Raw genomic sequence first — 25,248 nt, forward strand, 5'->3', positions numbered from 1 at the left:
TGTGGCTGGGGAGTGGTCGGCGCCGGGTGGGTGGCGCGCGACTTCGTGCTCCCCGCGATCGCCGCCGACCCGCACGCCCACCTCGTCGGCGTGCACGACCGCGACCCCGCCGCGCTCGAGGGCCTCGACGACGGTGCGCCGGCGTTCGACGACCTCGACGACCTCCTCGCCGCGCCGGGCCTCGACGCCGTCTACGTCGCGACGCCCAACCACGCGCACGCCCCCGTCGTCCTGGCCGCCGCGACCGCCGGGATCCCGGTGCTCTGCGAGAAGCCGCTGGCCCACGACGTGCCCACCGCCGAGGAGATGGTGGCGGCGACGGCCGGGCTGCTCGCGGGCACGGCGTTCGACCAGCGCTTCCACCCCGCCCACGAGGCGATCGCCGCGATGGTCGCGGGCGACGAGCTGGGCGTCGTCACCACCGTGCGCATCGTCTACGGCTGCTGGCTCCCGCCGGACTGGGCCACCCCCGTCGGCGGGCGCGACAACTGGCGCGTGGACCCCGCGCGGGCCGGGGGCGGCGCGATGATCGACCTCGCCCCGCACGGCGTCGACCTCACCGGCCGGCTGCTCGGCGAGGACGTCGTCGACCTCGTCGCGCTCACCGCCACCCGCGTCCACGACTACGTCGACCCCACCGCCGACGACACGGCTGTCCTCGCCGGCCGCACCGCGAGCGGGACGTTGCTGTCACACCACGTCAGCTTCTCCACGGCCGACCCCCTGCCGCGACGCCGGCTCGAGGTCGTCGGCACCCGCGCCCAGCTGGTCGCCGAGGACACCCTCGGCCAGGACCCGGGCGGCCGGCTCACCCGCATCGACGCGACGACCGGCGTCGCCGAGCCCGTCCCCTTCGACGCCGCAGCCGGGCCGTTCACCCGCCAGCTCGCCGCCTTCGGCGCCGCCGTGCGCGGCGAGGCGCCCTGGCCCTACCCGCTCGACCGCGACCTCGCCCTGCACGCCCTGCTGATGGAGGCGGCATGCCCCTGAGCCCCTGGTCCTGCACGAACTGCGGCCACTGGCAGCGCTGGTTCGCCGTGCCCCCGCAGTGCCCGGTGTGCGTCGACGTCCGCAACGCCCTGCCCGAGGACGGCTGGGAGATCCGGTCGTTCGACGACCTCGCCGCCGGCCGCGAGGCCCGCTGGGCGGAGGTGACGCCGGGCGTCACCGGGTTCTGGTGCGAGCCGCAGGTCGGGCTGGGTACGTGCGGCTGGGTGATCGAGACCGAGCGAGGTCTCGTCGGGTGGGAGGCCGCGGGCCTCTACCCGCCGGCCGCGATCGAGGAGCTGCGCCGCCGCGGCGGCCTCGCCGCACTCGCGTCCAGCCACGTGCACGGCTACGGCGCGCTGTTCCAGCTGCAGGACGAGCTGGACCCGCCGGTGCTCGCCATCGGCGTGCGCGACCTCGAGTGGACCAAGGCGTTCCGCGTCACCTGGCCGCTGGACGACCGCCACGAGTTCGCACCCGGCCTCGTCGCCCACCGCACGGGCGGGCACTTCGACGGCCACATGGTGCTGCACGACGAGCACCGCGGCGTCCTGTTCTGCGGCGACATGCTCAAGGCCAGCTTCGACGCCGACGGGCGCCCCGTGGGCCTGAGCGCGCACAAGGCCTTCCACGCCCAGATCCCGCTGTCGCACCAGGAGATCCGCGACGCCTACGCGGTGATCGAGCGGCTCGACTTCGACGCCGTCGCCACCCCGTTCGAGTACGCCGCGGGCATCTCGACCAAGCAGGTCCTGGCGCTCTACGACCGGCTGCTGTCCGCGCAGCCGCTGGCCGGGCCGATCCCGCTGGAGGAACTGTCGTGACGACCGCCGCCGACACCCACGACCGCGTCACCGCGGCCCTCGACACCGCGCTGCCTCCCGGCGACGTCGGCGACGTCGTGGTCGACGGTGCCGACCGCACCGGGGTCGCCGTGGTCAGCGCCGACTTCGCCGACCCGTCCGGGCAGTGGCCGCGCAGCGCCGCCTTCGGCTACGGCCTGTCCGTCGCCCGGGCCCGCGTGGCCGCCCACGCGGAGCTGGCCGAGGAGATGATGCTCTCCCGCCGGCTGCGCGAGCTGGAGCCCGTGCGGGGCTCGTACACCGAGCTCCGGGCCGCCCGCGGCGCCGACCGCGTCGTCGACCCGGTCTCGCTCGTGCTGCCCGCGGGCACCGACTACGACCCCGACCGCGCCCGCTGGTGGCTGCCGACCACGCGCTGGCGCACCGGCGAGGAGGTGCTGGTGCCCGCCGAGTTCGCCGCGCCCTACGGCGTCGACATCGACTGGCAGCCCGCCGACGAGCAGCTCATCACCGTGATCACCAACGGCTGCGGCGCCGGCGACACCGTCGAGCGGGCCGTCGGCCACGCGCTCGGCGAGCTGCTGCAGCGCGACGGCAACGCCACCGCGTTCCGCGCGATGGACCGCGGCATCGTCATCGACACCGACGGCGTCACCGACCCGGACACCCGGCGCCTGCTCGACCACCTCGCCGACGTCGGCATCACGGTGGTCCCGAAGCTCGCGTCGACCGACTTCGGTGTGACCGTCCTGCACGTCGTCGGGTACGACACCGACCCGGCCGGCGCCCCGCACCCCATCGCGATCACCGCGTGCGGCGAGGCCGCCCACGCCGACCGGGAGGCGGCGCTGCAGAAGGCGCTGCTGGAGTTCTGTGCGGCGCGGGTGCGCAAGTTCGTGGCCCACGGGGACCTCGACACGGTGCAGCCGCTGATGGACGCCGGCTACTGGGAGCGCGAGCTGGCGCACCCGCCGCACGCCGAGGAGCGCCGGGCGTTCGAGGCGATGGCCGACTGGTCGCGGCGCTCGGGCGCCGAGCTCCGCGACCTGCTCGCCCCGACCGTGCTGGCGCACCGGGAGACGGTGGCGTTCACCGACCTCCCGCACACGCCCGGGCTCGACGACCCGCAGGCCGTGCTCGATGACCTCCTCGCCCGCCTCGACGGCTTCGACGTGCTCACCGTGGTCGCCGACTCGGGCTCGGCCGCCGCGGTGAAGGTGATCGTCCCGGGCCTGGAGGCCGAGACGATGTCCTACGGCCGGATCGCGGCCCGCGGGGTGGAGCGCCTGCTCGCCCGGGGCAGCGAGCTCGTCGGGCTCGGCGCCCCGCCCCACGCCGGCGCCGCCCCGGTCGCGCTGACCGCCGAGGGCCGCGAGCGCCTCGGCGGCCCGGCGTGGCTCGACCGCGCCGCGGTCGACCGCACCGTCGGCGCGCTGTACCCGCTCTACCGCGAGCCCGGGCGCCACGCCCTCACCCGCGCCGAACGGGGGGAACCCGTCGAGCTGCTGTGACCCACACGGCTCCTGTGACCCACATTGAGACAGGCGCCACGGGCGGGACGGCCTAGCGTCGGTGACGTGGACGACGACGTAGTGGTGCCGAGCGGGGGGTCGCGGTCGCTGAAGACCGCGGCGACGGTCCTGCGCGCGCTGCGCCTGCTCGGCGACCACCCCGCGGGGCTGTGCGCGAGCGACCTCGCCGAGCGTCTCGGCAAGAGCGCCGCCACCGCCCGATACATGATCAACACCTTGTGCGAGGCGGGCTACGCCGAGCGCGACGGCTCGGGCCGCTGCCGCCTGACCGAGGCCCCGCCCTGGGGCCAGTGGGGCGTGTCGTCGGGCCCCGTCCCCGGCGATCCCGACCCCGGCGCCGTACTGGCCGAGGCCGCCACCGAGCTCTACCGCCGCACGCGCCAGCGCTCCTACCTCGTGCGCCGCACCGGCACGGTCGTCGCCACGGTCACCGACTCGCGCGGCCACCAGGGCCTCGCGAAGCTCCCGGGCCTGGGCCACCACATCCCGCCGCACCACGCGCACGCCCTCGCGCTCACCAAGGTGCTGCTGGCGACGTCGCCGGCGTACCGCGAGGCCGTGGAGAACGAGCCCCTGACCCGGCTCACGCCCACCACACTCGTCGACCCCGCTGCCCTGCGCCGCGAGCTCGAGGGCGTGCACCGCGACGGCCTCGCGCTCGACCGCGAGGAGTACGCCGAGGGCTTCGTCACCCTCGCCGCCCCGGTCGTCGCGCCCTCGGGCGCCGCGACCGTCGCGCTGGGCCTGTCCTGTTCGGCCCGGCGCCTCGCCGTCGACGGCGACGAGCTGGCCGAGGCCGTGCGCGCCGTGGCCGCCCGGGCCACCGCGCAGTGGGCCGGCGAGCTCGTCGCCGAGCCGATGCCCGCAGTGCCCGGCGTGCCCGGCGTGCCCGGCGTGCCCGGCGAAGCGACCGTCGTCGGGCGCGACGAGGACCTGGTCAGCGGCCCACGTCGGTGATGCCGAAGGCGCGCAGGCGCCGGTAGAGCGTCGCCCGGCCCATGCCGAGCGCCGCCGCGGCCGCCGACCGGTTGCCACCGGCCTCGAGCAGCGCGGAGACGATCAGGTCGCGCTCGGCGGTCTCCAGCGGCGTGAGGCGCCGCCGGGTGCCGTGCACGACGAGCTCGACGGGCAGGTCGGCCGGCTCGACGTCGCCCGCGGGCCGCGCGGCCAGCGCGCGGCGCAGCACGTCGGCGAGCTGGGTGACGTTGCCCGGCCAGCGGGCCCCGGCGAGCAGCGCGGTGGTCTCGGGCGTGCACCGCGCGCGGCGCGACGGCGCGAGCCGGGCGAGCAGGGCCGTCACGAGCAGCGGGACGTCGTCGGGGCGGCGGCGCAGCGGCTCGACGACCACCGACCGCGCGAACCCCGCGAGCACCCGGCCCACCGCGCCCTCCTCGGGCGCACGCTCGGCGCTGACCAGGGCGACGATCCACCACGATGGCGGCACCTCCCCGAGCAGCGCGGTGAGCGCGCCCGTCCCGGCGTGGTCGAGCGCCTCGGTGTGCCGGACGACCACGGTGGCCGACCGCGGCCCGCCGGGCGCGCCCGGCGCCCGGGCCGTCGAGGCCTCCGCCGCGTAGCCGGCGAGGACGACGGCGGCGTCGGGGTCGGACCCGTCGATCGTGATCCAGCGGGCCCCCGGGCGGATCTCGCCGTGCACGGCCCGGACCGCGGCCGCCTTCCCGGTGCCCGGCTCGCCGACGACGACCGTGCTGCGCGCCGACCCGGCGGCCCCGCGCAGCGCCGCGGCCACGGTGCGCCACGGGCGCGAGGCGCCGGCGAGGCCGGGCAGCGGGCGCTCGGAGATCGCGATCGGGGACGACGGGGCCGCGGGCGGCTCGTGACCCGGCCCCCGGTCCGGCGAGGGGACCGACAGCAGCGTCGGCGACGGCGGGTCCTCCCGGCCGAGGAGGCGCAGGCTGCTGCGGCTCGGCACGACCTCGACGACCACGCCCGCGGGACGGCCCGCCGGCACCGGGGTGATCACCAGGCGCGCGGGCCCGTCGGTGAGCAGCACCCGGTCCTGGCGCGGGCGGGCCGCGTGGCCCCGTTCCGCGGCGCGGCGGGCGACCCGGTCCTGGTCGGCGCCCGACAGCGCGCGGGCGGCCCGGTTGGCCATGACGAGGTCCTCGGTGAGCGCGAGCACCGGGCCGCGGGAGCGCGCACACGTCGAGCGGAACGCGGCCATGAGCCGGCGCACGCCGGTGCCGCCGCGCTCGCGCATCACGTCCTCGATGTCGGTGGCCGCCTGCTGGGCCAGGAAGCGCATGAGGTCGTTGGCCTCCGCGCGCAGGCAGGTGACGTCGAGGATCCCGGCGAGCGTGCCGTCGGGCCCGCACACCGGGGCCCCGGCGCAGGCGAAGGCCTGGAGCCGCTCGCTGAAGTGCTCGGCGCCGACGACGAGGGCGGGCATGGCGCCCTCGAGCGCGGTGCCCACACCGTTCGTGCCGGCGAACTCCTCGGCGTAGCTGAAGCCGGGGGCCAGCGAGATCGCGTCGAGGCGGCGCTGCAGCTCGCCCTCGCCGACGCGGCGCTCGAGGACGCGCCCGTCGGCGTCGGTGAGCACCACGGCCACCGACATGCCTGAGAGCCGCTCGGCGAGGTCGTCGAGCACCGGGCGCGCGCAGTTGGCCAGGCTGCCGTCGAAGTCGAGGTCGGCCTCGTACGGCAGCGCGAGCTGGGTGGCGTCGACCCCGGCGCGCCGGGAGCGCTCCCAGGAGTCGACGATCTCGGGACGGACGACGCCGCGCGTGTTCACCGCGCCCGCGTCCACGAAGTGCTCGCGGGCGCGACCGAGGGCACCGTCGGCGCGTCGATCCATGGGCCACCTCGCCATCCGCGCGCCACGTCGTGGTGATGCGCAACACGGGATGGTACGGCGCGGACGGGCCGCGCAGGAGTGCTCGACCGTCTCGGATCGAGACGGCCGCGCAGGTCAGGAACCTCCTAGGCTGGGTCCTGCGGATCGTCGGCGGGCGGGCGCTCGAAGTCCTCGACCGTGGCCTCCTCCAGGAACGCGCGCATCCGCTGCACCTCCTCGGCCGCCTCGCGGGCCGGCTCGGGCCGGTCGCCGCCCAGCGCGCTGAACGACTGGCCGACGGCGTCGAGCACCGCGTCGGCGACCTCGAGGCGCAGGCCCTCGCGCACGCCGACCGCCAGCACGTCGCTGGGCCGCCCCGGCAGGCGCGCGCCGTCGTCGAGCACCAGCTCGGCCCGGAAGCGGTCCTCGACGAGCTCGGTGATCTCGGCCCGCTCGAGCCGCCGGCCGAGGAGCACCGCGAGGTCCGCGACGAGGTCCTGGGTCAGCACGCCGTCCGCGTCCTCCCCGTCCGGCCGGGCGCCGCGGTCGATCACCTCCGCCTGCGGCCCGCGCACCGACACCACCACGCAGCGATCACCCCCCGTCTCGACCAGCAGGGCGAGCGGCTCGCGCGTCATGCGGTGCACCGCGAGCCGCGCGAAGCGGACCTCAGTGGTCGAGCTCCGCTGCGCTTCGTCTCCCACCTCGGCCACGGTCAGTCCCTCGTGGCCGGCTCGTCGACCGGGTCGAACGCGGCCCGCACCGCGGCGAGGTCGTTGCGCACCCGCTCGGCGTCCTGGCCGTCGCCCCAGGACGGGTCGCCGGGCGTGATGCCGAGGGTGCGCAGCAGCTCCGCCGCCGCCGCCGACGGGTCGCCCGCCTCCCCGAGCACCGGGTGCAGGCCCTGGTCGGCGAGGTGGCGGAACACCAGGTTGACCACGGTCCACGGGTTGTACTTCTCGGTCACTGCTCGCTCCCCTCGGTCAGCTCGACCTCGTCCAGTGTCTCCAGCTCGGTCGGGCTCAGCGCCCGCACGCCCTCGAGGACGGTGGCCTGGTGCTCGCCGATGCGGGCGTCGACCAGCTGGCTGAGGTGGTAGGCGATGGCGCCGGTCTGGTGCACCGACACCGTGTCGGGCAGCGCCTGGCGGGTCGACGTGATCGCCACGCCCCGCGGCGTCCCGTCGGACACGGCGACCCCGACCTCGAAGACCTCGCGCGGGTTCACCGCCGGGTCCGCGTAGTGCTTGCGGATCTGGCGCACCATCTTGTGCCAGGCCAGCACCTCGCCCTCGATCTCGAGGCCCTCGACGTCGGCCTCGGTCAGGCCCATGCCGCGCCCGCCGGGGGCGAAGCACCGGGAGTACGACAGCAGCGCGGTCGTCCACAACGACTCGACCACCACCGGGTCGGGCTCCGGGACGCTGAGCTGGGTGATGAGGCGCTCGCAGCACAGCAGCACGGTCTGCAGGTCGTCGAAGATCGCGGCGAGGTCGGCCAGCGCGGCGGCGGCCGGGGACCCCACCCGCCGGACGGTGCGCGGGGTCTCGCTGGGGGCGGTCATGCGGCTCCTCTCGAGGGACTCCTCAGAGCCCGTAGCGCGCCGCGAGCTGGCCGCGGCAGATGCTGGTGTTGGCGTCGACGCCCACCTGGTAGCTGCGCGCCTTGCGCAGGTGCAGCGGGAGCGCCTCGAGGCCGACGGTGCGGCCCACCGGGTCGACCACCAGCGGGGCGTCGTCGTCGGCCGGGATGTCGAGCTCGCGGCGCCGCTCGCGCAGCCGCCGCAGGTCGGGCGTGGCCGGGGCGTCGCCCAGCGTCATCGCCACGACCTGCTCCGGGGTGGCGCCGGCCGCCATCAGCGGGCGGACGACGAGGTCGGTGCCGGCCATGAGCGCGCGCTCGGTGAAGTTGCGGCGCAGGTCGTGGAGCTCGTCCACCGCCTCGCCGACCTCGGAGCCGGCCATCGAGGTCACGAACCCGGCCCGGGCGGCGACGCCGGCGTTGATGGCGTCGGACGCGAAGTGGTCGATCAGCTCGACGTCGACGTCCTGCAGGCCCGGCACCTGGGACACGGCGTCCCACGCGTCGGCGACCATGAGGAACGCGAAGTTGGGGGCGCAGAAGTAGGTGGGCAGGCGCAGCCGGACGTGCGCGACCCCGTCGTCCGAGATCGAGCAGGACGCGACGAAGTCCAGCGAGACGACGTCGGTGTCCAGCTCGGGGTCGCGCACGGTGCGCAGCGCCTCCCACACCCCGTCCACCGCGGCGGCGGTGGACGGGGTGTCGGAGGTGACCGTCATGCCTGGGCCACCGCCCGGTCCTCGACGAGCTCGGCGTCGTCGGGGGATGCGGGGGCCGTGCTCTCCGCGGAGACCTGGTACTCGGCCGGGACCTCGATGTCGTAGAGGCGGGCCGCGTTCAGTCCGAGGATCTTCTTCTTCCCGTCCACGCCGAGGCGCGGGTAGTCGTCGTACTCGTGGCCCTCGGGGTAGTCCCAGTCCGCGAGACCCTCGACCTGCCACTTCGGGGTCCAGATGTTGTAGTCCGAGCCGAAGAGCATCTTGTCCTCGCCGACCCAGAACAGCAGCTCGCCCATCACCTTCGCGTGGAACCGCGGGCGGGCGTGCATGAGGCCGCCGGTGACCACGGACAGGCCGGCGTAGACGTTCGGCTCCTGCGTCGCCATGAAGCAGAAGTCCTCGATGCGCGGCAGACCCACGTGCTCGACGATGAAGTTCAGGCCCTGGAAGTCGGTGGCCGCGTGGTCGACGTCGGAGACGTCGAACGCGTCCTTGTCCAGCGGCCAGATCGTCGGGCCCTTGTGGACGTGCACGTTCTTGATGCCCAGCTCCTGGGCCCGCTCGAGGAACCGGTAGGCCTCGGGGTCGGTCAGCTTGTAGCCGCGGGACTCACCGTTCCACTCCGCGGTGTAGAGCTTGATGCCCTTGGGGTGCCACTTCTCGACCTCGGCCTCGAACTCGCGCATGCCGGCGTCGCCGTCACGCGGGTCGAACCGGCAGTTGACGATGAACTTGTCGGGGTGCTGCTCGACGAGGTGGCCGTTCTGCGCCGCGGTGTTGAAGCCCTCCTTGTACCACTCACGCAGGTACGTCGACTGCAGGATCGCGACGTCGACGTGGCCTTCCTCGAACTCCTCGCGCATCAGCTGCTCTTCGGAGACCTTCTGGAACTCCTCGATGGGCTGGTGCGTCTCGGCCGGGCCGAGGCCCTGGTAGGCGTGGAAGCACTCGATCCAGCCCTTGGCGTACTGCTCGGCGCCCTCGACCCAGTTCTCCGGGGACGCGTCCCAGAAGTGCATGTGGCTGTCGACGATGAAGTACTTCTCGCCGTCCTTCTCGTACATGTGGTGGTTTCCTTTCCCTACGGGACGAGGATGGCCCGACCGCGGACCTTGCCCGCGTCCAGGTCGTGCAGGGCGTCCAGCGCCGCATCGAGCGCGTACTGCTTGGTGTGCAGCGTGACCTTCCCGGCCTGCGCCAGCACCATGAGCTCGGCGAGGTCGTTGTACGTCCCGACGATGTTGCCGATCACGTTCTTCTCGCCGGCCACGAAGTCGAGCGTGGGGGCCTGGAACTGGCCGCCGTACCCGAGGACGAACTGGTAGCCGGCCGGCCCGGTCATCTGCCAGGCCTCGAGCTCGACGCCCTGCTCGGCGACGAAGTCGAAGACCACGGTGGCGCCGCCACCGGTGAGCTCCTGCACCTCGCCGACCTGGTTCCCGTCCGCGACGACCGTCTCGTCCGCGCCGATCTGCTTGGCGAGCTCGAGCGCGTCCGGGTTCTTGTCCACCACGATGATCTTCGTGGCGGTGAGGGCCGCCAGCGCCTGGACACCGATGTGCCCGAGGCCGCCGGCCCCGATGACCACCGCCGAGGTGCCCGGCCAGAGCATCGGCACGGCCTTGCGCACGGCGTGGTACGCGGTGATACCGGCGTCGGCCAGCGCGGCGACGTCGGCCGGGTTGGTGTCCGCGTTGAGCTTCACGCAGGCCCGGGCGGTGGTGCGCAGGTACTCCGCCATGCCGCCGTCGTTGTTCGACAGCCCGGGGAAGAACGCGTCGCCGGTGCACTGCATGTCGCGGCCTGCCCGGCAGGACAGGCACAGCCCGCAGGACGGCTGCGGGTGCAGGATCACCGTGTCGCCGACCGCGACGTTGGTGACGGCGTCGCCGATCGCGTGCACCCAGCCGGCGTTCTCGTGGCCGATGACGTAGGGCAGCGTCGGGTCCTGGATCGCCGCCCAGTCGCCGTCGATGATGTGCAGGTCGGTGCGGCACACCCCGGCGCCGCCGATCTTGATGATGACGTCGAGCGGCCCCTGGAGCTCGGGCTCCGGGATGTCGTCGATCGACGGGTCGACCTTGTAATCGTGCACCCGCACGGCCTTCACACCGCGCTCCTCTCCGAGTCGGTCTCTTGCCTTGCCACGCCCGTCAGCCCATCGACGGGCCGAGGCCCATGGACTGCGGCGTGCTCGCGTCCGGCGCCGGCTGCGGGATGCCTTCGTCGAGCTGACCGAACTCGGTCATGAGCGACTTGTTCCAGGGCGTCTGCTCCTCGGCCACGAGCGAGTTCGTGGTGAGGATCAGGCCGGCCACCGAGGCGCCGTTCTGCAGCGCCGAGCGCACGACCCGCAGCGGGTCGATGATGCCGAGCTCGAGCATGTTGCCGAAGCGGCCCTCGAGGGCGTCGAAGCCCTCGTCGACGGCCATGTCGCGCGCCTGCTTGACGATGTCGGCGCCCTCGTAGCCCGCGTTGGACGCGATGAGGTTGGCCGGCTCGGAGAGGGCGGCGCGCACGATCTCGGCGCCGATCCGGCCGTCGCCGGTCAGGCCCTCGAGGTCGTCGAGCGCCGCCTCGGCGTGCAGCAGCGCGGCGCCGCCGCCGGCCACGATGCCCTCGGCCATCGCCGCGCGGGTGGCCTGCAGGGAGTCGTCCACGCGGTGGCGGACCTCCTTGAGCTCCGCGTTGGTCGGCGCGCCGACCTGCAGGATCGCGGCCTTGCCGGAGAGCCGCGCGATGCGCTCGGAGAACCAGTCCTCGTCGGTGCCGATCGTCGTGCGGTCCATCTCGGCGCGCAGCTGGGACAGCCGCGTCTCGCGGGCCGCGGGGTCGCCGCCGCCACCGATGATCGCCGTCTGGTCGCTCGTCGCGCGGACCTGCCGCGCCCGTCCGAGGTGCTCGACGCCCATCTGCTCGATCGAGAACGCCGAGGCCCGGGAGAACACCTGGCCGCCGCAGAGCGCGGCCATGTCCTCGAGGAGGTGCACGCGCTTCTCGCCGAAGCCCGGGGCCTGGATGGCGGTGGTCTTGAGGTGCCCGTTGACGTGGTTGTGCACGAGCATCTGGAGCGCGGAGCCGTCGACCTTCTCGGCGATGATCACGAGCGGCGCGGGGTTTCGCATGATCCGCTCGAGCATCGGCATGAGCGTGCGGACGTCGGAGATCTTCTCGGCGGAGAACAGGATGTAGGGGTCGTCGAGCACGGCGAGCATCGAGCCCGGGTCGGTGACCAGGTACGGCGAGACGTAGCCGTTTTCGAACTCGAAGTCCTCGACGAGGTTCACGTGCAGGCCCAGCAGCGGGCCGTCGTCGACGGTGATGACGCCGTCGTCGCCCACGGCGTGCAGGGTCTCCGCCACCACGCGGCCGATCACGTCGTCGTCGTTGGCCGAGATCGCCGCGACGCGGGAGAGCGCCTCGACGTCGTCCACCGGGTGCGCGACGGAGGCCAGGTGGGCGACCACGCGCGCCACGGCGGCGTCGATGCCGCGCTTCACCAGCACCGGGTTGCCGCCCTGGCCGATGGCCTTGAGGCCCTCGCGGACGATCGCCTGGGCGAGCACCGTCGACGTCGTGGTGCCGTCACCGACCACGTCGTTCGTCTTGACCGCGGCTTCCTTGAGGACCTGGGCGCCCATGTTCTCGAACTGGTCGCGCAGGTAGATCTCCCGCGCGATCGTCACGCCGTCGTTCGTGACCTCGGGGGTGCCCGTGATCTTCTCGAGGATGACGTTGCGCCCCTTGGGTCCCAGCGTGGATTTGACCGCCTCGGCGAGCTGGTCGACTCCTGCCTGGAGTGCCCTGCGCGCGTCGGCGCCGAATCGCAGTTCCTTGGCCATGTCCTCACTTCTCCGGTGCTCTGGGGCGCGAACGGGGAGTCAACGGTCGTTCTCCGGGAACGGCACCGGGCCGTCGCACGTCCGCCCCGCGCGGACGTGCGACGACCCGGGCCGCGGGACGTGCTACTTGTTGACCACCGGGGGCAACATGTCGCCGATGAACTCGGCGGCCTCCTCGAGGTTGCCGAACATGATCGTCCGGTCATCCATGTGGATCATCTTCCCGTAGTGGGTCGACATGTTCTCCTCGAACTCGGCGGCGTTGTAGAAGTCGGGCTCCTCGCCGAGCGCCTCGGAGATGTCCGCGTACACGAAGTCCATGCGACCCACGCAGTCGACGCGGATCATCGAGGGCAGCTGCTTGACCGTCACGTTCTCCTGGCGGTCCATCACCTCCGCCACGACGGCGCCGACCTGGTTGTTCATCAGCGTCACGCCGGCCATGCCGGACTCGGTGTTGTCCTGCTTGAACGGGCTCTCGGCCGTCTTGAAGCTCTTGGTCACCGGTTCAGCTCCTTCGGGGTCTCGAGCCCGAGATCGGTGAGGATCGCGGAGAATCGGTTCTTCACCCGGTCGAGGCTGTCCTCGAACCGCGGGGGCTTCGCATCGGGCTGCGACCACAGGGGCTGCATCGTGCGGGCCGCGTCGAGCGCCATCGGCACCCAGTGCTCCAGCCAGCCGTTGAAGACGTCCTTGTTGTGGTCGGCGAACTCGCGGTCCTGGGTCAGGGGCGCGAAGGCGGCGACGGTCCAGCGCAGGTCGCGGTTGGAGAAGTCGTACTCGCCGGAGCCCATCACCGTCGGTGTCACGTAGTCGCCGTTGCCGGCGGCCGACTGCATGACCAGGTTCGACCGGAAGAGCTCGCCGAGCAGCGGCTCGAAGACGATGTTGGTGGCGAAGATCATCTCGCCCCAGTCGTCGTTGACCGCGGTCAGCGCCTCGGTGACCCGGCGGATGCCCTGCCACTCGGGGTCGGAGTTCCAGGCCTCGAGGTGCGCGGTGCCGTCGAAGCCCTCGATCTCCTCGGTGAGGGTGAGGTTGTAGAGCGCGAGGTCCTGCGCGAAGCGGATCTTGTGCTCGCTGTTCACGGCCATGACCGTGTTGTGCATGTTCGTCGGCCCGGAGCGGTTGCAGGCGGCGAACACGTAGAGGCCGAGGATGTGCTCGATGTGCATCCAGGCGCCGACGTTGCGCTCGACGAAGCGCACCCAGTTCGGGGTCCACTGCTCGAAGGCCTTGGACTGGCGGGCGTTCTCGACGTTCTGGGTCACCTGCCGGACAACGTTGGCGTTGTACCGGTACATCGTGAGTTCCCACTCCTCGTTGGGATCACGGAACTCGTGCCAGCCGTGGGCGGGCCAGTCGGCGACGTGCCGGCCGCCGGAGCCCGGGCCGCGCTCGGGCTCGGGGTTGTCGACACCCCACGCCTTCAGCTTGGTCCAGGTCAGCGGGTAGCCACGGGACCCGTCGGCGAAGCCGTAGATCCAGCCCTGGGAGAGGTAGTGCCGCGGGTCCGGCTGGACCTCGACGGTGACGTCCTCGTAGTGGGTCTGCTTCCGCTTCGCCGGCTTGAAGTAGTTGTAGCGCCGTGCCGAGGGCCCCGAATCGGGGAACTCCTTGGCGCCCGCCTCCGCGTCGGTGAAGACGGGCTTCGGAACGCTCCGCTCCGGACGTTCTTCGGTGCTGGTCATGAGGTGCCCTCGTCCTCCGGCTCTCCAGTGGTGGTGAACTTGTCGTAGAAGATGTTCTGCGTGCTCATCCCTCGTTGGCTCAGGAGGGCGATCGCGGCGTCGACCATCGGCGGCGGACCGCACACATAGGCATCCATCCCTTCCAGGCTCGGCTCGTGCTGCCGGACCACCTCGGTGATCAGGCCGGTCTCGCCGTCCCAGTCGTCGCCCTGCTCGGAGAGGGCGGGGACGTAGCGGAAGCCGGGAATCTTCCCCTCGAACGCCCGCAGTTCGTCCTCGAAGCAGAGATCGGCCTGCGTGCGGGCGCCGTAGTAGAGCCGGGCCTTGCGCTCCGTGCCCTTCTCGACGAGCGCGCGCAGCAGTCCGAGCAGGGGCGCCATCCCCGCGCCGCCACCGATGAAGACGATGTCGGAGGTGCGGTTCTCGCGCAGCGTGCAGGTGCCGAAGGGCGCCTCGACCTCGAGCCGATCGCCGATCGACACCTTGTGCTTGAGGAACTGCGAGAACGCGCCGTCGGGGTAGATCTTGATGACGAACTCGAAGACGCCCTCGCGGTTCGGGGTGTTCGCCATCGAGAACGAGCGGACTTCGCCGGTGTCCGGGACGGTGAGGTCCATGTACTGGCCGGGGAAGAACTTGATGTCCTCGCCGGCGACCTGCTTCACGACGAGGTGGCGCATGTCGTGGGTGACCTCGTCGTTGGCGAGCACCTCGACGGTGCCCTTCCGGACGGGCAGGCCACTGCGGAGGATCTCCTCGTCGTAGTTGAGGAGCTCGATCACCAGGTCGTCGTAGGGGTGGGCGCGGCAGAGGAGCGTCTGCCCCTCCTCGCGCTCCATGTCGGGGAGGGCGAAGGTCGAGTACTTGTCGAGCTCGATGTCGTCCATCTCGCCCTCGAGGACGAACGACTTGCAGGCCGCACACTGGCCTTCCTTGCACCCGTGCATGAGTTGCACGCCCTGCTCGAACGCGGCACGCAGGATCGTCTGGTCCTCGTCGACCTCGATCTCGATGCCCACCGGTTCGAACCGGACCCGGTGCTTCTCACCCATTCGATGGCTCTCCGTTCGGGAGGGGGTTGCCGGAATCCGGACGAAACGGACGCGCTCGGCCGGACGAGGCCGTGAGGATCGAGGGAGGGCCGGGCGGACCCGACCCTCCCTCTCACCTCACCGTGCTGCGTCGATCAGCAGCGTCCGCTAGCTGGTCGCGTCCGCCGGCCGTCCGGCAGGACCCTGGCGGTTGTAGTCCGCCACGAACGCCTCGCGGTCCGAGTCGCTCATCTCGTTGAGGATGACGTTGGGGCTGGCCACGTGCGGCATGCGCCGCAGGTGGTCAGTGGTCCACATCTTCTTCGGGTCGAGATCCAGGTGCGGCTGCGCCGTCATGGTCTTGCCGTCGTCGCGGACGAAGCCCATGTCCTCGACCACGTCGGCCCAGTTCCAGCCGTGGTAGAGCGTCTCCCACTCGCGGTGACCCACGAGCTTGCCCATGTTCGGGGTCTCGCGACCCTGGTACGTGGGCCGGAAGGCCTCGGCGTCGGTCCAGCGGCAGGCCTCGTGGCAGTACGTGCGCCACTGGCCGTCCACCTTGTCGACCACCATGTCCTCGCGCACCAGACACGGGACCATGCAGGTCCAGCAGCGGTGCGGGTACACGTAGTCGACGTCCTCGGCGACGATCGGGTGGTGCCCGTTCGGCTTGGCGAGGCGGTTGTAGTTCTCCCACCACTTGCCGTACTTGTCGTACCAACCCGGGTACTTGTACTCGAACCACTCGAAGTCATCGTCGGTCATGCCGTCGATGCGCCAGTAGTTGGCGAGCCACCCGGTGGCGAAGAACTGGGCCACCTCGTGCACGTAGCCCTTGTTCCAGATCTGGTTCCACGACTCCTCGATGAGGTCGTGGGGGATCACCAGGCCGTACTTCTCGAGCGGCAGCAGGTAGGCCCGGTAGTAGTCGTCGTAGATCCAGCGACGCCACATCTCCGCGTAGGACTCACGGTCCTTGCGGCGGTCCTTCGTGCCGTACTCGATGAACGTGCCGATGGCGGCGTCCACCACGCGGTGGTTGTTCCACCACGCGTAGCGCAGGTCCCGCTCGAGCAGCTGGCGGTTGTCCTCGTCCGACAGCGCCATCAGCAGGGTGGCGTAGCCGTTGGAGATGTGCCGCGACTCGTCGGACTGCACCGAGTGGAACACCGTCGGCAGCAGGTAGTCACCGTTCGCCGCGGCCTCGGCCGGCATGGCCACGAACAGGGTGTTCGTGAACGCCGTCTCGGCGACGATCGTCAGGTAGATGCTGGCCGCGGTGATCGCGTCACCGGTGATGAACCCCTCGGCGAACTGGCGGCCGATGGTGCCGCAGTAGTCCGAGTGGAAGTTCCGGAGCGTGTTGTTGAAGCCCGCCGGGTCGATGTAGTTGTTCATGTACAGCCGCTTGAGGTTCTGCTGGATCGTGCTGTGCCGGACCTCGTCGATCATCTGGATCGCCTGGCCGTTGTGCAGCTCCGGGTTCGGAACCGCCTGGAACAGCATCGGCATCGACCGTGCGGCCGAGATCTCCGGCAGCGGGATGATCGACAGGAACAGCTTCTGCCACTCCAGCCAACGCTCCTGGACCTGGCGGAACATGTTCCCGCGGATCGCGCCGTCCGACGCGCCGTAGACGCGGTTGTCCTTCTCCTCCTGCATGGGGAAGTAGGAACGGAGGACCTGCTTGAGCGGGTCCTTCTTCGCCGCCTTCCGGAACGTGTAGTCCGTCCCGTACTTCATGTACGGCTCGTGGTACTGCGGCTCCCAGGAAAGTTCCTGGATTTTCTGGTGAGCCTTCGCCAAACTCTGACGGCTCATCTTTCTCTCCTCGTGGAGTTCTTGGCTCGGCCTGCGGGGTTCCGCAGCCGTGGACTGTGGTGGTGCACCCGCCGGATCGCGGTGGGCGCGGGGAGTGGCCGGGCTCAGGCCCGGCCGGGGACCGATCTCGCCGCCAGGGGGTCCGGGTCGTCGGGGGGCGGGACCCCCGATTCGGCCGCGGACCAGCCCTCGGTGGCGGTGGCGGCGACGTCGCGGACGGCGCCGGTGAGCTCCTCGCCGTGGGTCGCGAAACGGCGCGCCGGGGTGGAGATGGCGATGCTCGCGGCGACCCGGCCGTCGGGGTCGAAGATCGGGGCGCCGATGCAGCAGAAGCCCTCGGCGTACTCCTCGCGGTCCACGGCGTAGCCGCGCCGGCGGACCCGGGCGAGCTCGAGCTCGATGGCCGGGGTGCTCGTGATCGTGGTGCCGGTGAACGACGCGCGGTCGGACTGCGCGCGCAGCCGCTCCGAGCGCGTCCCGGACGAGGCGATGAGGGCCTTGGTGACGGCCAGCGCGTGCGCCGACGCGAGCGGGATGCGCTCGGCGAGGTCGGGGATGCGGGCGAGGCCCTGGTGGCCGCGGGCGTCGACGATGACGGTCGCGTCGTCGTCCTCCCAGCGGGCGAGGTACGTGCGCTGGCGGGTGCGCCAGTAGAGCTCGGTGACGGCGTCGGAGAGGCGCTCGGGGAGCTCGTAGCGGGTGAGGTCGTCGGGGACCTCACGTTCGCCCCAGGTCTCGCCCCAGGGCGGGGTCTCGTGCAGGCGGACCGTGCCGGCCTGCCGGTCGCGGACCGCGTAGCCCTCCTGGCACAGGGTGTTGAGCAGGTACCGGGCCGTCGCGGTGCTCTTGCCGAGCTCGGCGGCGAGCGCCTCGGGCGTGACCCCGTCCGGGGCGGCGCCGAGGATGCGCAGCGCCGCCAGCGCCTCGGCCGCGGTCTTCAGGGAGCGGCCACCGGTGGTGCCGCGGCTGTGGCGCGGTTCCGTCATGTGCCCTCCTCCCCGTCGTCGGATGTGGCTGCTCCGAGCGGCCGCTCGCTCGCCGTCGTGCGGGGGCCACTGAACGCGGCCCCGGACCTTGTGGTCAACATCACGGTTATCGCGTGCAGATGCTGCACCCGCCGCTGGCCGCAGGGGGCGGACCGCTCACGCCGGACCGTGTCCCGGAGGGTCCTCGCGGGGGTCGCGCCGAGCGGCGGGGCGAGCGGTCGGGTTTCCGGCGGTTCCATCGGAAGGCCGAGTGGTACCTCGGGCTCGATGACCGCCCCCGAGCCGCACCGGTTGCGCTACGCCTACAACACCAACGGCCTCACGTCGCACCGCCTCGACGACGCGCTCGCGCTGCTCGCCGACTGCGGCTACGACGGCGTCGCGCTGACCCTCGACGTCGCCCACCACGACCCGTTCGCCCCCGAGCTGGGCCGGCGCACCGCCGCGCTGGCCGACCGGCTGCGCGGGCTGGGGCTGGGCAGCGTCGTCGAGACCGGCGCGCGCTTCCTGCTCGACCCGCGCCGCAAGCACCAGCCCACGCTGATCACGCCGGACCCGGACGGCCGTCGGCGCCGCGTCGCCTTCCTGCAGACCTGCGTCGACGTAGCCGCCGACCTCGGCAGCGAGGCCGTGTCGTTCTGGGCGGGGGTGCCCGCGGCCGCCCAGGACCGCGACGAGGCGTGGCGGTGGCTCGCCGACGGGGTGCGCGAGGTCGTCGCGCACGCCCGCGAGCGGGGCGTCGTGTGCGCGGTGGAGCCCGAGCCCGGGATGCTCGTCGAGGACTGCGACGACTGGATGCGCCTGGCCCTCGACGTCCCCGAGGTCACGCTCGCGCTCGACACCGGGCACTGCATCGTCTCGGGGCGCTGGACCCCGGAGGGCGCGGTGCGCGAGTTCGCGCCGCTGCTCGGGGCGGTCGCGGTCGAGGACATGCCCCGCGGGGTGCACGAGCACCGCGCGCCGGGCGAGGGCGACATGGACCTGCCCGCGGTGCTCGCCGCGCTCCGCGAGGTCGGGCACCCCGGGCTCGTGTCGTTCGAGCTGTCCCGCGACTCCCACCGCGCGGACACGCTCGTGCCGGCGGCCCTGGAGACGATCCGTCAGATGGAAGCCAGAAGGGAGTTCGATCGCGGGTGAGGATCTGCTTCGTCTCGCGCCGGTACTGGCCCGCCGTGTCGGGCATGAGCGCCTACGCCGAGAACCTGCTGCGCCACCTCGTGCGCGAGGGCCACGACGTGGTGCTCGTGTCGCAGTACCGCGGCGACCCCCAGGGCCGCGCGGTCTACGGCGGCGGCCCGCCCCCGCCCGAGCGCGTGCCCGCGGGCGTGCACGGCGTAGCGCTGGAGGCGCACGGCGAGCAGGAGGTCGCGCAGGGGCGGCCCGCCGACTTCGAGGCCGACGTCGAGACGATGCGGCGCACGATCGCCGAGGAGCACGCGCGGGCGCCGTTCGACATGCTCCACGCGCAGTACGCCTACCCGAACGGCCTGGCCGTGCTGCGCGCCGCGCACGACCTGGGCCTGCCCGCCGTGGTCAGCGTGCAGGGCGGCGACGGGCACTGGGTGGGCACGTGCTGCGCCACCCACGAGACGCTGGTGCGCGCGGTGTTCGCCCACGCGCCGGCGCTGGTGATCGGCTCGTCGTCGTTCGCCGCCGAGGTGTCGCAGCGCCACGGCGTCGACCCCGACCGGTGGACGGTCGTCTCCGGCGCCACCGACACCGAGCGCTTCACCCCGGCCCGCGAGCCGGGGGCGCTGTCCGACCCCCCGGTGCTGCTCTACCACGGTCGCGTCGACGCCCGGAAGGGCGTGCTCGACCTGCTCGACGCCGTCGCCGACCTGCTCGGACGCGGCCGCCGGCTGCGCCTCGTGGTCTCGGGCATCGGCCCCGACACCGGCACGGTCGCCGACCGCGTCACCGAGCTCGGGCTCGACGACGTCGTGACCCAGCTGGGCTACACCGCCTACGAGCAGGCCCACGAGGTCTACCGCCGCGGCGACGTGTTCGTCAGCCCGACCTACGCCGAGGGCTTTTCGAACACCGTGCTCGAGGCCATGTCCACCGGTCTACCCGTGGTGTCCACCGACGTCGTCGGCGTGCGCGACTGCGTCCGCCACGAGGACAACGGGCTGCTCGTCGCGCCGAAGGACCCCGCGGCCCTCGCCGACGGCATCGCCCGCGTGCTCGACGACACCGACCTGCGCGTGGGGATGGCGCGCCGGGCCCTCGACGAGGTCCGGGCGCGCTGGTCCTGGCCGGTGATCGCGCACGAGCTCACCGACGTCTACGACCGCGTCCGCGACGTCCCGGTGCCGGCGATCGACGACCCGCCCGTCGACCCCGACTGCCGATTCCGCGCGGCGCCGCACCTGTTGTGAGTGTCAGCGGAGTGGCGTCGCTGACATTGAGTGCCAGCGGAGCGGCTCCGCTGACGTTCAGTGTCCGCAACTCCACTCCGATCAAGGGACGCGCGTGAGCCGGATCGTCGCCGTCAGCCCGCACCTCGACGACGCCGTGTTCTCCGCCGGCGGGACGCTCGCGCGCCTGGCCGCCGCCGGGCACGAGGTCCTGGTCGTCACCGTGTTCACCGGCTCCGTCGCCGCGCCGACCGGGTTCGCACTCGCCTGCCAGACCGACAAGGGCCTCGCGCCGGACGTCGACTACATGGCCCTGCGCCGCGGCGAGGACGCCGCGGCGCTCGCCCGGCTCGGGGTCCGCGGCGAGCACCTGGGCCTGCTCGAGGCCCCGCACCGCGGCTACGACTCCCCCGCCGCCCTGTTCGCCGGGCGCCGCGCCGACGACGACGTGGCCGGCGCGGTGGGCGAGGCCGTCGCCCCGTGGATCGCGGGCGCCGACCTCGTCCTCGCGCCCCAGTCGGTCGGCGACCACGTCGACCACCAGGTCGTCACGTCCGTCGTCGCCGCGCTCGCCGACCCCGACCGCACGGCCTGGTGGCGCGACACCCCGTACGCCGTACGCCACCCCGACGCCCCCGGCGCGCCCGAGGTCGCCGGCACCGAGGTCGCGGTCGCCCTCGACGACGTGCTCGACGTCAAGGCCGAGGCCGCCGCCGCGTACGCCACCCAGGTCGGCTTCCAGTTCGGCGGGCCCGAGCACGTCGCACCGGTGCTGGCCGACCTGGCGCGCCGGGAGGGACACGGCACGCCGGTCGAGGTCCACCGGGCCGGTGGCGGGGCCCGCGCGCTGATCGGCACGCTGGGCACGTGAGCCTGCTCGAGGTGGCGACGATCCACGCCGAGCCCGCGTCGCTCGCGTCGGCGCGCGGGCAGGAGGTGCTCGCGCGCTTCCCCGACGCCGAGGTCGTCGAGATCGCGTCGCACTGGGCGATCCCCGACCTGCACGGCGACGAGGCCAACGTCGCGCGCTGGGTGCGGGTCAAGGCCGAGCACCTCGTGCTCGGGGAGAAGAAGTCGCTGACGGTGCGGCCCAACGGGCGCTCGGCGGACTTCATCGCGCCGTCCACCGCCAACGGCTGCGCCATGGCCTGCGCCTACTGCTACGTCCCGCGGCGCAAGGGCTACGCCAACCCGATCACGGTGTTCACCAACATCGACGCGATCAGCCGCGCGATCGCCCGCCACCTCGCCCGCCAGGGCCCCAAGCCCGAACCCAACCAGTGCGACCCGGCCGATTGGGTCTACGACCTCGGCGAGAACTCCGACTGCTCCGTCGACGCCCGTGTCAGCGACAACGTCGCCGACCTCGTCGCCCAGTTCGCCCGCCTCGACGGGGCCAAGGCGTCCTTCGCGACCAAGCACGTCAACCGCGACCTGCTCGCCCTCGACCCGCGCGGCGGCACCCGCGTGCGCTTCTCGCTCATGCCGCGCCGCGACGCCCAGCTGCTCGACATCCGCACCAGCTCGATCGACGAGCGGATCGCCGCGGTCGACGACTTCGTCGCCGCCGGCTACGAGGTGCACCTCAACTTCTCGCCGGTCGTCCTGCGCGAGCGCTGGCAGTCCGAGTGGGCGCTGCTGCTCGACGAGCTGACCGAGCGCCTGTCCGCGCGCGCGAAGGCGCAGGCGGCGTGCGAGGTCATCCTGCTGACCCACCACGAGGGCCTGCACGAGGTGAACCTCGGCTGGCACCCGAAGGCCGAGGACGTGCTGTGGCGGCCGGCGGCGCAGGAGGTCAAGCGCACCGACCACGGCGGCGCGGTCGTGCGTTACCGCGTCGACGTGAAGCGCCGCGCCGTCGCCCGGTTCCGCGAGCTCGTCGCCCGCCACGCCCCGTGGCTGACGATCAGGTACGCGTTCTGAGCGACTACTACGCTCGATCCACGTGAGCACCCGGCTGGCGCTGAGCCGCGCCTATCCCCACGGCGTCCCCGCCTTCGCCGCCGCGCTCGCCGACCCCGACTTCCACCGCGTTAAGCTCGACGTCGACGGCACCGGCCGCATCGAGGTGGTCGCGTTCGAGCGCCGGGACGCCGGCCGCGTGCGCGTCGTGCTGCGCCAGCCCGTGCCGCCCGGCCAGATCCCGGCCGTCGTCGAGCGGCTGCTCGCGGGCGTGCTCGTCATCGAGCGCACCGAGGAGTGGACGCTCACGCCTCAGCGCTGCGACGGACGGGCGCGGGTGGTGGTGCCCGGGACGCCGATCAGCGCCGGGGGCACCATGTCCGTCGTGCCCGACGGTGACGGCAGCCGGCTCTCGGTGGACCTCGCCATCACCGCGGCCGTCCCGCTGCTCGGCGGCGGGATCGAACGGCAGGTCGTCACCGGCATCCGCGGGCTGACCGGCAGCGAGCACGACCGGATCTCGCGCTGGCTCGCCGCGGAGGAGGCCGGCTGATGCCCGCGCGCCGCCGCCGTCGTCCCGGCTCCGACCGGCTGTACGTCACCTCCGCCGACGGGCTGCCCCTGGGCCACCTCGACCTGATCACGCGCGTCGCGCACGACGTGCCCGCCGGGTACCGGGAGCGCTTCCTCCAGGAGGCCAACGCCTGGCTCTGGTCGAACAACATGCCGCCGATGGGCAGCCAGGCCGAGGTCGCCGAGCCCGCCGCACTCGGTGCCGGGGTCGAGGCGCCCGAGGGCGGCTGGAGCGCGGGCTGGGAGGACCTCGCCCTGCACCGCCCCGGGCACGGGCTGCTGGAGCAGGCCGCCGAGGCCCGCCTCGCGCGCGGCCCCGAGGCCGACCGGCCCTACCGGCTGCGCGCCGACGGGCAGCACGCGGTGGCCGAGGCGCTGGGCAAGCTCACCCGCGCGCCGTCGCTGCGCCGGGGGCGAGGCCCGCGCTGGCGCATCCTGCACACGATCACGATGGCGTTCGACGAGGTGCCCGAGGGCTCGGTGGTGCTCGACCACCTCGTCGTCGGGCCGCCCGGCGTCTTCGTCGTCGAGGTCGTCAACATCCCCGGCGGGCGCGTCGGGCTCGGCGACCACCAGCTCGACCTCGGCGGTTCGAGCACGCTCGACCTGGGGCGCCGGCGCCGCATCGGGCTGGAGGCCGCCGACCGCGTGTCGGTGGCGCTGGCCCGGGCGGCAGGGGCGACCGAGACGCTCGACCCGCCGGCCGTGCACCCCGTCGTCGCCGTCGTCGGCGCGATCCTCGTCGGCCAGGGGCGCCCGCGCGGGGTGACGGTCACGCGCGTCGGGCAGCTGCCGCGGCTGTTGACGGCGTTCGGGGCGCCGCTGTCGGACCTCGCGGTCGCGCAGATCCACGAGGTCGCGCGCCGCTCGACGACGTGGACGCCGTGAGCGCGCCGGCCCCCGCACCGACCCGGACCCTGCGCCGGGCGCGGCTCGCGGTGGTCGGCATGTTCGTGGTCAACGGCGCGACCTACAACAGCATCGTCCCGCGCCTGCCGACCCTGCGCGACGAGCTGGGCCTGTCCAACGCGGCGCTCGGCGCGGCGATCGCCGCCTTCCCCGCCGCCGCGCTGCTGTTCGGGGTGCTGGCCGGGCCGCTGATCGCGCGGGTCGGCAGCGGGCGCGCGGGCGCGGGCGTCGGGCTCGCGGGCGCGGTGCTGCTGCCCGCGGTGGCGCTCGCGCCGTCGTGGCTCGCACTGGCCGCGGCCCTGTTCGTCCTGGGGCTCACCGACGCCTGGGCGGACGCGGCGATGAATGCGCACGGCCTGCGGGTCCAGACCGGCTACGGGCGCTCGATCGTCAACGGCCTGCACGCGGTGTGGAGCATGGCGGCGGTGGGCGCGGGCCTGCTCGGCGCCGCGGCCGCCGGGCTCGGGGTGCCGCTGCTCCTGCACCTCGGGGTCGTGGGGGCGGTGCTCGTCGTGGTGTCGGTGCTGGCGTGGCGCTGGGCGCTGGGCGGGCCCGAGCCGGAGGCGGAACCGGGCGAGGGGAGCGCGCCCGGGGCCGGGCCGCTGCGCGCGGTCGTCGTGGCGGCGGGCCCGCTGCTGGCGGTGGCGGCGCTGCTCGTCGCGTCGGGCGGGATCGAGGACTCCGCCGCGTCGTGGGGCGCGCTCTACGTGCGCGACGACCTCGCGGGCGCGGCGTTCGTCGCCGGCCTGCCGTTCGTGGCGTTCCAGGCGGCGATGACGGTGGGGCGCCTGCTGGGCGACCGCGTCGTCGACCGCTTCGGGCCCGTTGCCGTGGCGCGGGGCGGGGCGGTGCTGGCCGCGGTCGCGATGAGCACCGCGCTGCTCGTGGCCCACCCCGTCGCGGCGGTGCTCGGCTTCGCGCTGACGGGCCTCGGGGTCGCGACGATCTTCCCGCTCGGGTTCGCCGCCGCCGGCCGCATCCCGGGCGTGCGCCCCGGCGACGGGATCGCGGTGGTCGGCTTCCTCGCGCGGCTGGGCTTCCTCGCGTTCCCGCCGATCATCGGAGCCGTCGCCGACCGCGTCTCGGTGGGCGCCGGGCTGGTGCTCGTGCCGCTCTCGGCGGTCGCCGCGATCGTGCTGGCCGGGGCGCTGCGGCCGCGGGGAGCGCGGTCGTGACCGGGCCCGTGGGCGAGGTCGTCGCCGCGCTGACCGCCCCGCTGGCGCCGCTGGACGAGGCGGTCGCCGCCCTGGGCCGCGACCCGGGGCTCGTGGCCTGGTGGGGGGACGGCGAGGTCCCGGCCACCGGTCCCGAGCACCCCGTCGACGCGAGCTGGGTGCTGCTCGAGGTGGGCGACGCGACGATGCTGCGCAACCGCGTGACCCGCCAGGACCTCTACCGCACGGGCGTCTCGCCGCTGCGGCGCGCGCTGGCCGGGCTGCTGCTCGACGACCTGGAGCTCGCGCCGACCTGGGCCGCCGACGTCATCCTGCCCCGCGCCCACGAGGACCGGCTGGACGCGTGGATGCGCGCGCACCTGCGGCTGTCGTGGACGGTGCGCGAGGACCGCAAGGTGCTGCTCGGCCCGGTGCGCGACGCGATGGGCCCGGGGCTGCGCGAGGACGGTGCCACCGCCCGCGCGGCCTGCGCGCGCTTCACCGCCGCGGCCGGCGAGCGCCCCGTCCGCGACCCGTCGGTGCCGTTCCGCCGTCCGTAGTACG

At 73.5% G+C, this 25,248-nt stretch carries 25 protein-coding genes; 12 read left to right on the forward strand and 13 right to left on the reverse strand.

The window, feature by feature from the left end:
- Nucleotides 1-12: 12 nt before the first annotated feature.
- The 4 genes from ACQPX6_RS28140 to ACQPX6_RS28155 all read left to right on the forward strand — a co-directional run bounded on the left by ACQPX6_RS28140 (nucleotide 13) and on the right by ACQPX6_RS28155 (nucleotide 4,279).
- Nucleotides 13-990 carry a Gfo/Idh/MocA family protein gene (locus ACQPX6_RS28140; protein ID WP_433784052.1) on the forward strand — a complete coding sequence of 326 codons (978 nt, stop codon included), beginning with the start codon at nucleotides 13-15 and terminating at the stop codon, nucleotides 988-990.
- Nucleotides 981-1,811 (forward strand): MBL fold metallo-hydrolase, encoded by an 831-nt coding sequence (locus ACQPX6_RS28145; protein WP_433784053.1) that lies wholly within the window; start codon nucleotides 981-983, stop codon nucleotides 1,809-1,811. Before ACQPX6_RS28140 ends, ACQPX6_RS28145 begins: the two co-directional genes overlap by 10 nt.
- Nucleotides 1,808-3,301 (forward strand): YcaO-like family protein, encoded by a 1,494-nt coding sequence (locus tag ACQPX6_RS28150; RefSeq protein WP_433784054.1) that lies wholly within the window; start codon nucleotides 1,808-1,810, stop codon nucleotides 3,299-3,301. The genes ACQPX6_RS28145 and ACQPX6_RS28150 overlap by 4 nt, the downstream gene beginning before the upstream one ends.
- Nucleotides 3,302-3,367: 66 nt before the next feature.
- Entirely contained in the window at nucleotides 3,368-4,279 is a 912-nt protein-coding gene (locus ACQPX6_RS28155; RefSeq protein ID WP_433784055.1) for an IclR family transcriptional regulator, read from the forward strand.
- On the opposite strand, the gene ACQPX6_RS28160 is transcribed toward ACQPX6_RS28155, so the two are convergent.
- From ACQPX6_RS28160 to ACQPX6_RS28220, 13 genes are all read right to left on the reverse strand, one after another.
- Nucleotides 4,260-6,140, reverse strand: a complete 1,881-nt coding sequence (locus tag ACQPX6_RS28160) for a sigma-54-dependent Fis family transcriptional regulator (protein WP_433784057.1) — start codon at nucleotides 6,138-6,140, stop codon at nucleotides 4,260-4,262. The two genes, ACQPX6_RS28155 and ACQPX6_RS28160, sit on opposite strands and share 20 nt — an antisense overlap.
- A 125-nt stretch (nucleotides 6,141-6,265) precedes the next feature.
- Nucleotides 6,266-6,832, reverse strand: a complete 567-nt coding sequence (locus ACQPX6_RS28165) for a bifunctional nuclease family protein (protein WP_433784058.1) — start codon at nucleotides 6,830-6,832, stop codon at nucleotides 6,266-6,268.
- A gap of 2 nt (nucleotides 6,833-6,834) precedes the next feature.
- Nucleotides 6,835-7,086: a hypothetical protein gene (locus tag ACQPX6_RS28170; protein ID WP_433784059.1), complete on the reverse strand. Its 252-nt coding sequence runs from the start codon at nucleotides 7,084-7,086 to the stop codon at nucleotides 6,835-6,837.
- Nucleotides 7,083-7,682 carry a hypothetical protein gene (locus tag ACQPX6_RS28175; RefSeq protein ID WP_433784060.1) on the reverse strand — a complete coding sequence of 200 codons (600 nt, stop codon included), beginning with the start codon at nucleotides 7,680-7,682 and terminating at the stop codon, nucleotides 7,083-7,085. The genes ACQPX6_RS28170 and ACQPX6_RS28175 overlap by 4 nt, the downstream gene beginning before the upstream one ends.
- A 22-nt stretch (nucleotides 7,683-7,704) precedes the next feature.
- The gene (locus tag ACQPX6_RS28180; RefSeq protein WP_433784061.1) at nucleotides 7,705-8,418 is read right to left on the reverse strand and encodes a metal-sulfur cluster assembly factor; all 714 of its coding nucleotides are present in this window, start codon (nucleotides 8,416-8,418) and stop codon (nucleotides 7,705-7,707) included.
- Nucleotides 8,415-9,482 (reverse strand): amidohydrolase family protein, encoded by a 1,068-nt coding sequence (locus ACQPX6_RS28185; RefSeq protein ID WP_433784062.1) that lies wholly within the window; start codon nucleotides 9,480-9,482, stop codon nucleotides 8,415-8,417. The genes ACQPX6_RS28180 and ACQPX6_RS28185 overlap by 4 nt, the downstream gene beginning before the upstream one ends.
- 17 nt (nucleotides 9,483-9,499) lie before the next feature.
- Nucleotides 9,500-10,528, reverse strand: coding sequence for an NAD(P)-dependent alcohol dehydrogenase (locus ACQPX6_RS28190; protein ID WP_433784063.1), 1,029 nt, complete (start codon nucleotides 10,526-10,528; stop codon nucleotides 9,500-9,502).
- A 43-nt stretch (nucleotides 10,529-10,571) separates the two neighbouring features.
- On the reverse strand, nucleotides 10,572-12,260 hold the full coding sequence (groL, locus tag ACQPX6_RS28195; RefSeq protein ID WP_433784064.1) for a chaperonin GroEL: 1,689 nt from the start codon (nucleotides 12,258-12,260) through the stop codon (nucleotides 10,572-10,574).
- 123 nt (nucleotides 12,261-12,383) lie between these two features.
- Nucleotides 12,384-12,704 carry an MmoB/DmpM family protein gene (locus ACQPX6_RS28200; RefSeq protein ID WP_433788384.1) on the reverse strand — a complete coding sequence of 107 codons (321 nt, stop codon included), beginning with the start codon at nucleotides 12,702-12,704 and terminating at the stop codon, nucleotides 12,384-12,386.
- Nucleotides 12,705-12,760: 56 nt separating this feature from the next.
- Nucleotides 12,761-13,951, reverse strand: a complete 1,191-nt coding sequence (locus ACQPX6_RS28205) for a toluene hydroxylase (protein ID WP_433784065.1) — start codon at nucleotides 13,949-13,951, stop codon at nucleotides 12,761-12,763.
- Nucleotides 13,948-15,003, reverse strand: coding sequence for an NADH:ubiquinone reductase (Na(+)-transporting) subunit F (locus ACQPX6_RS28210; protein ID WP_433784066.1), 1,056 nt, complete (start codon nucleotides 15,001-15,003; stop codon nucleotides 13,948-13,950). The genes ACQPX6_RS28205 and ACQPX6_RS28210 overlap by 4 nt, the downstream gene beginning before the upstream one ends.
- Before the next feature lie 147 nt (nucleotides 15,004-15,150).
- Entirely contained in the window at nucleotides 15,151-16,803 is a 1,653-nt protein-coding gene (locus ACQPX6_RS28215) for a methane monooxygenase (RefSeq protein WP_433784067.1), read from the reverse strand.
- Between the two features lie 104 nt (nucleotides 16,804-16,907).
- Entirely contained in the window at nucleotides 16,908-17,789 is an 882-nt protein-coding gene (locus tag ACQPX6_RS28220) for an IclR family transcriptional regulator (RefSeq protein WP_433784068.1), read from the reverse strand.
- 267 nt (nucleotides 17,790-18,056) lie between these two features.
- Between ACQPX6_RS28220 and ACQPX6_RS28225 the strand changes: the two genes are divergently transcribed.
- The 8 genes from ACQPX6_RS28225 (at nucleotide 18,057) to ACQPX6_RS28260 (ending at nucleotide 25,244) form a co-directional block, all read left to right on the forward strand.
- Nucleotides 18,057-18,926: a sugar phosphate isomerase/epimerase family protein gene (locus ACQPX6_RS28225; protein WP_433784070.1), complete on the forward strand. Its 870-nt coding sequence runs from the start codon at nucleotides 18,057-18,059 to the stop codon at nucleotides 18,924-18,926.
- Nucleotides 18,923-20,167 carry a glycosyltransferase family 4 protein gene (locus tag ACQPX6_RS28230; RefSeq protein ID WP_433784071.1) on the forward strand — a complete coding sequence of 415 codons (1,245 nt, stop codon included), beginning with the start codon at nucleotides 18,923-18,925 and terminating at the stop codon, nucleotides 20,165-20,167. Before ACQPX6_RS28225 ends, ACQPX6_RS28230 begins: the two co-directional genes overlap by 4 nt.
- A gap of 94 nt (nucleotides 20,168-20,261) precedes the next feature.
- A complete protein-coding gene (locus ACQPX6_RS28235; RefSeq protein WP_433784072.1) occupies nucleotides 20,262-21,017 on the forward strand; it encodes a PIG-L deacetylase family protein in 756 nt (251 codons plus the stop codon).
- Nucleotides 21,014-22,069, forward strand: a complete 1,056-nt coding sequence (locus ACQPX6_RS28240; protein ID WP_433784074.1) for a spore photoproduct lyase family protein — start codon at nucleotides 21,014-21,016, stop codon at nucleotides 22,067-22,069. The genes ACQPX6_RS28235 and ACQPX6_RS28240 overlap by 4 nt, the downstream gene beginning before the upstream one ends.
- A gap of 22 nt (nucleotides 22,070-22,091) precedes the next feature.
- Nucleotides 22,092-22,601 (forward strand): DUF2505 domain-containing protein, encoded by a 510-nt coding sequence (locus tag ACQPX6_RS28245; protein WP_433784075.1) that lies wholly within the window; start codon nucleotides 22,092-22,094, stop codon nucleotides 22,599-22,601.
- Entirely contained in the window at nucleotides 22,601-23,509 is a 909-nt protein-coding gene (locus ACQPX6_RS28250; protein ID WP_433784076.1) for an NERD domain-containing protein, read from the forward strand. Before ACQPX6_RS28245 ends, ACQPX6_RS28250 begins: the two co-directional genes overlap by 1 nt.
- A complete protein-coding gene (locus tag ACQPX6_RS28255; RefSeq protein WP_433784077.1) occupies nucleotides 23,506-24,705 on the forward strand; it encodes an MFS transporter in 1,200 nt (399 codons plus the stop codon). The genes ACQPX6_RS28250 and ACQPX6_RS28255 overlap by 4 nt, the downstream gene beginning before the upstream one ends.
- On the forward strand, nucleotides 24,702-25,244 hold the full coding sequence (locus tag ACQPX6_RS28260) for a GIY-YIG nuclease family protein (protein WP_433784078.1): 543 nt from the start codon (nucleotides 24,702-24,704) through the stop codon (nucleotides 25,242-25,244). The genes ACQPX6_RS28255 and ACQPX6_RS28260 overlap by 4 nt, the downstream gene beginning before the upstream one ends.
- Nucleotides 25,245-25,248: the final 4 nt, after the last annotated feature.

The organism is Actinomycetospora sp. CA-101289, assembly GCF_050955895.1.
Classification (GTDB): Bacteria; Actinomycetota; Actinomycetes; order Mycobacteriales; family Pseudonocardiaceae; genus Actinomycetospora.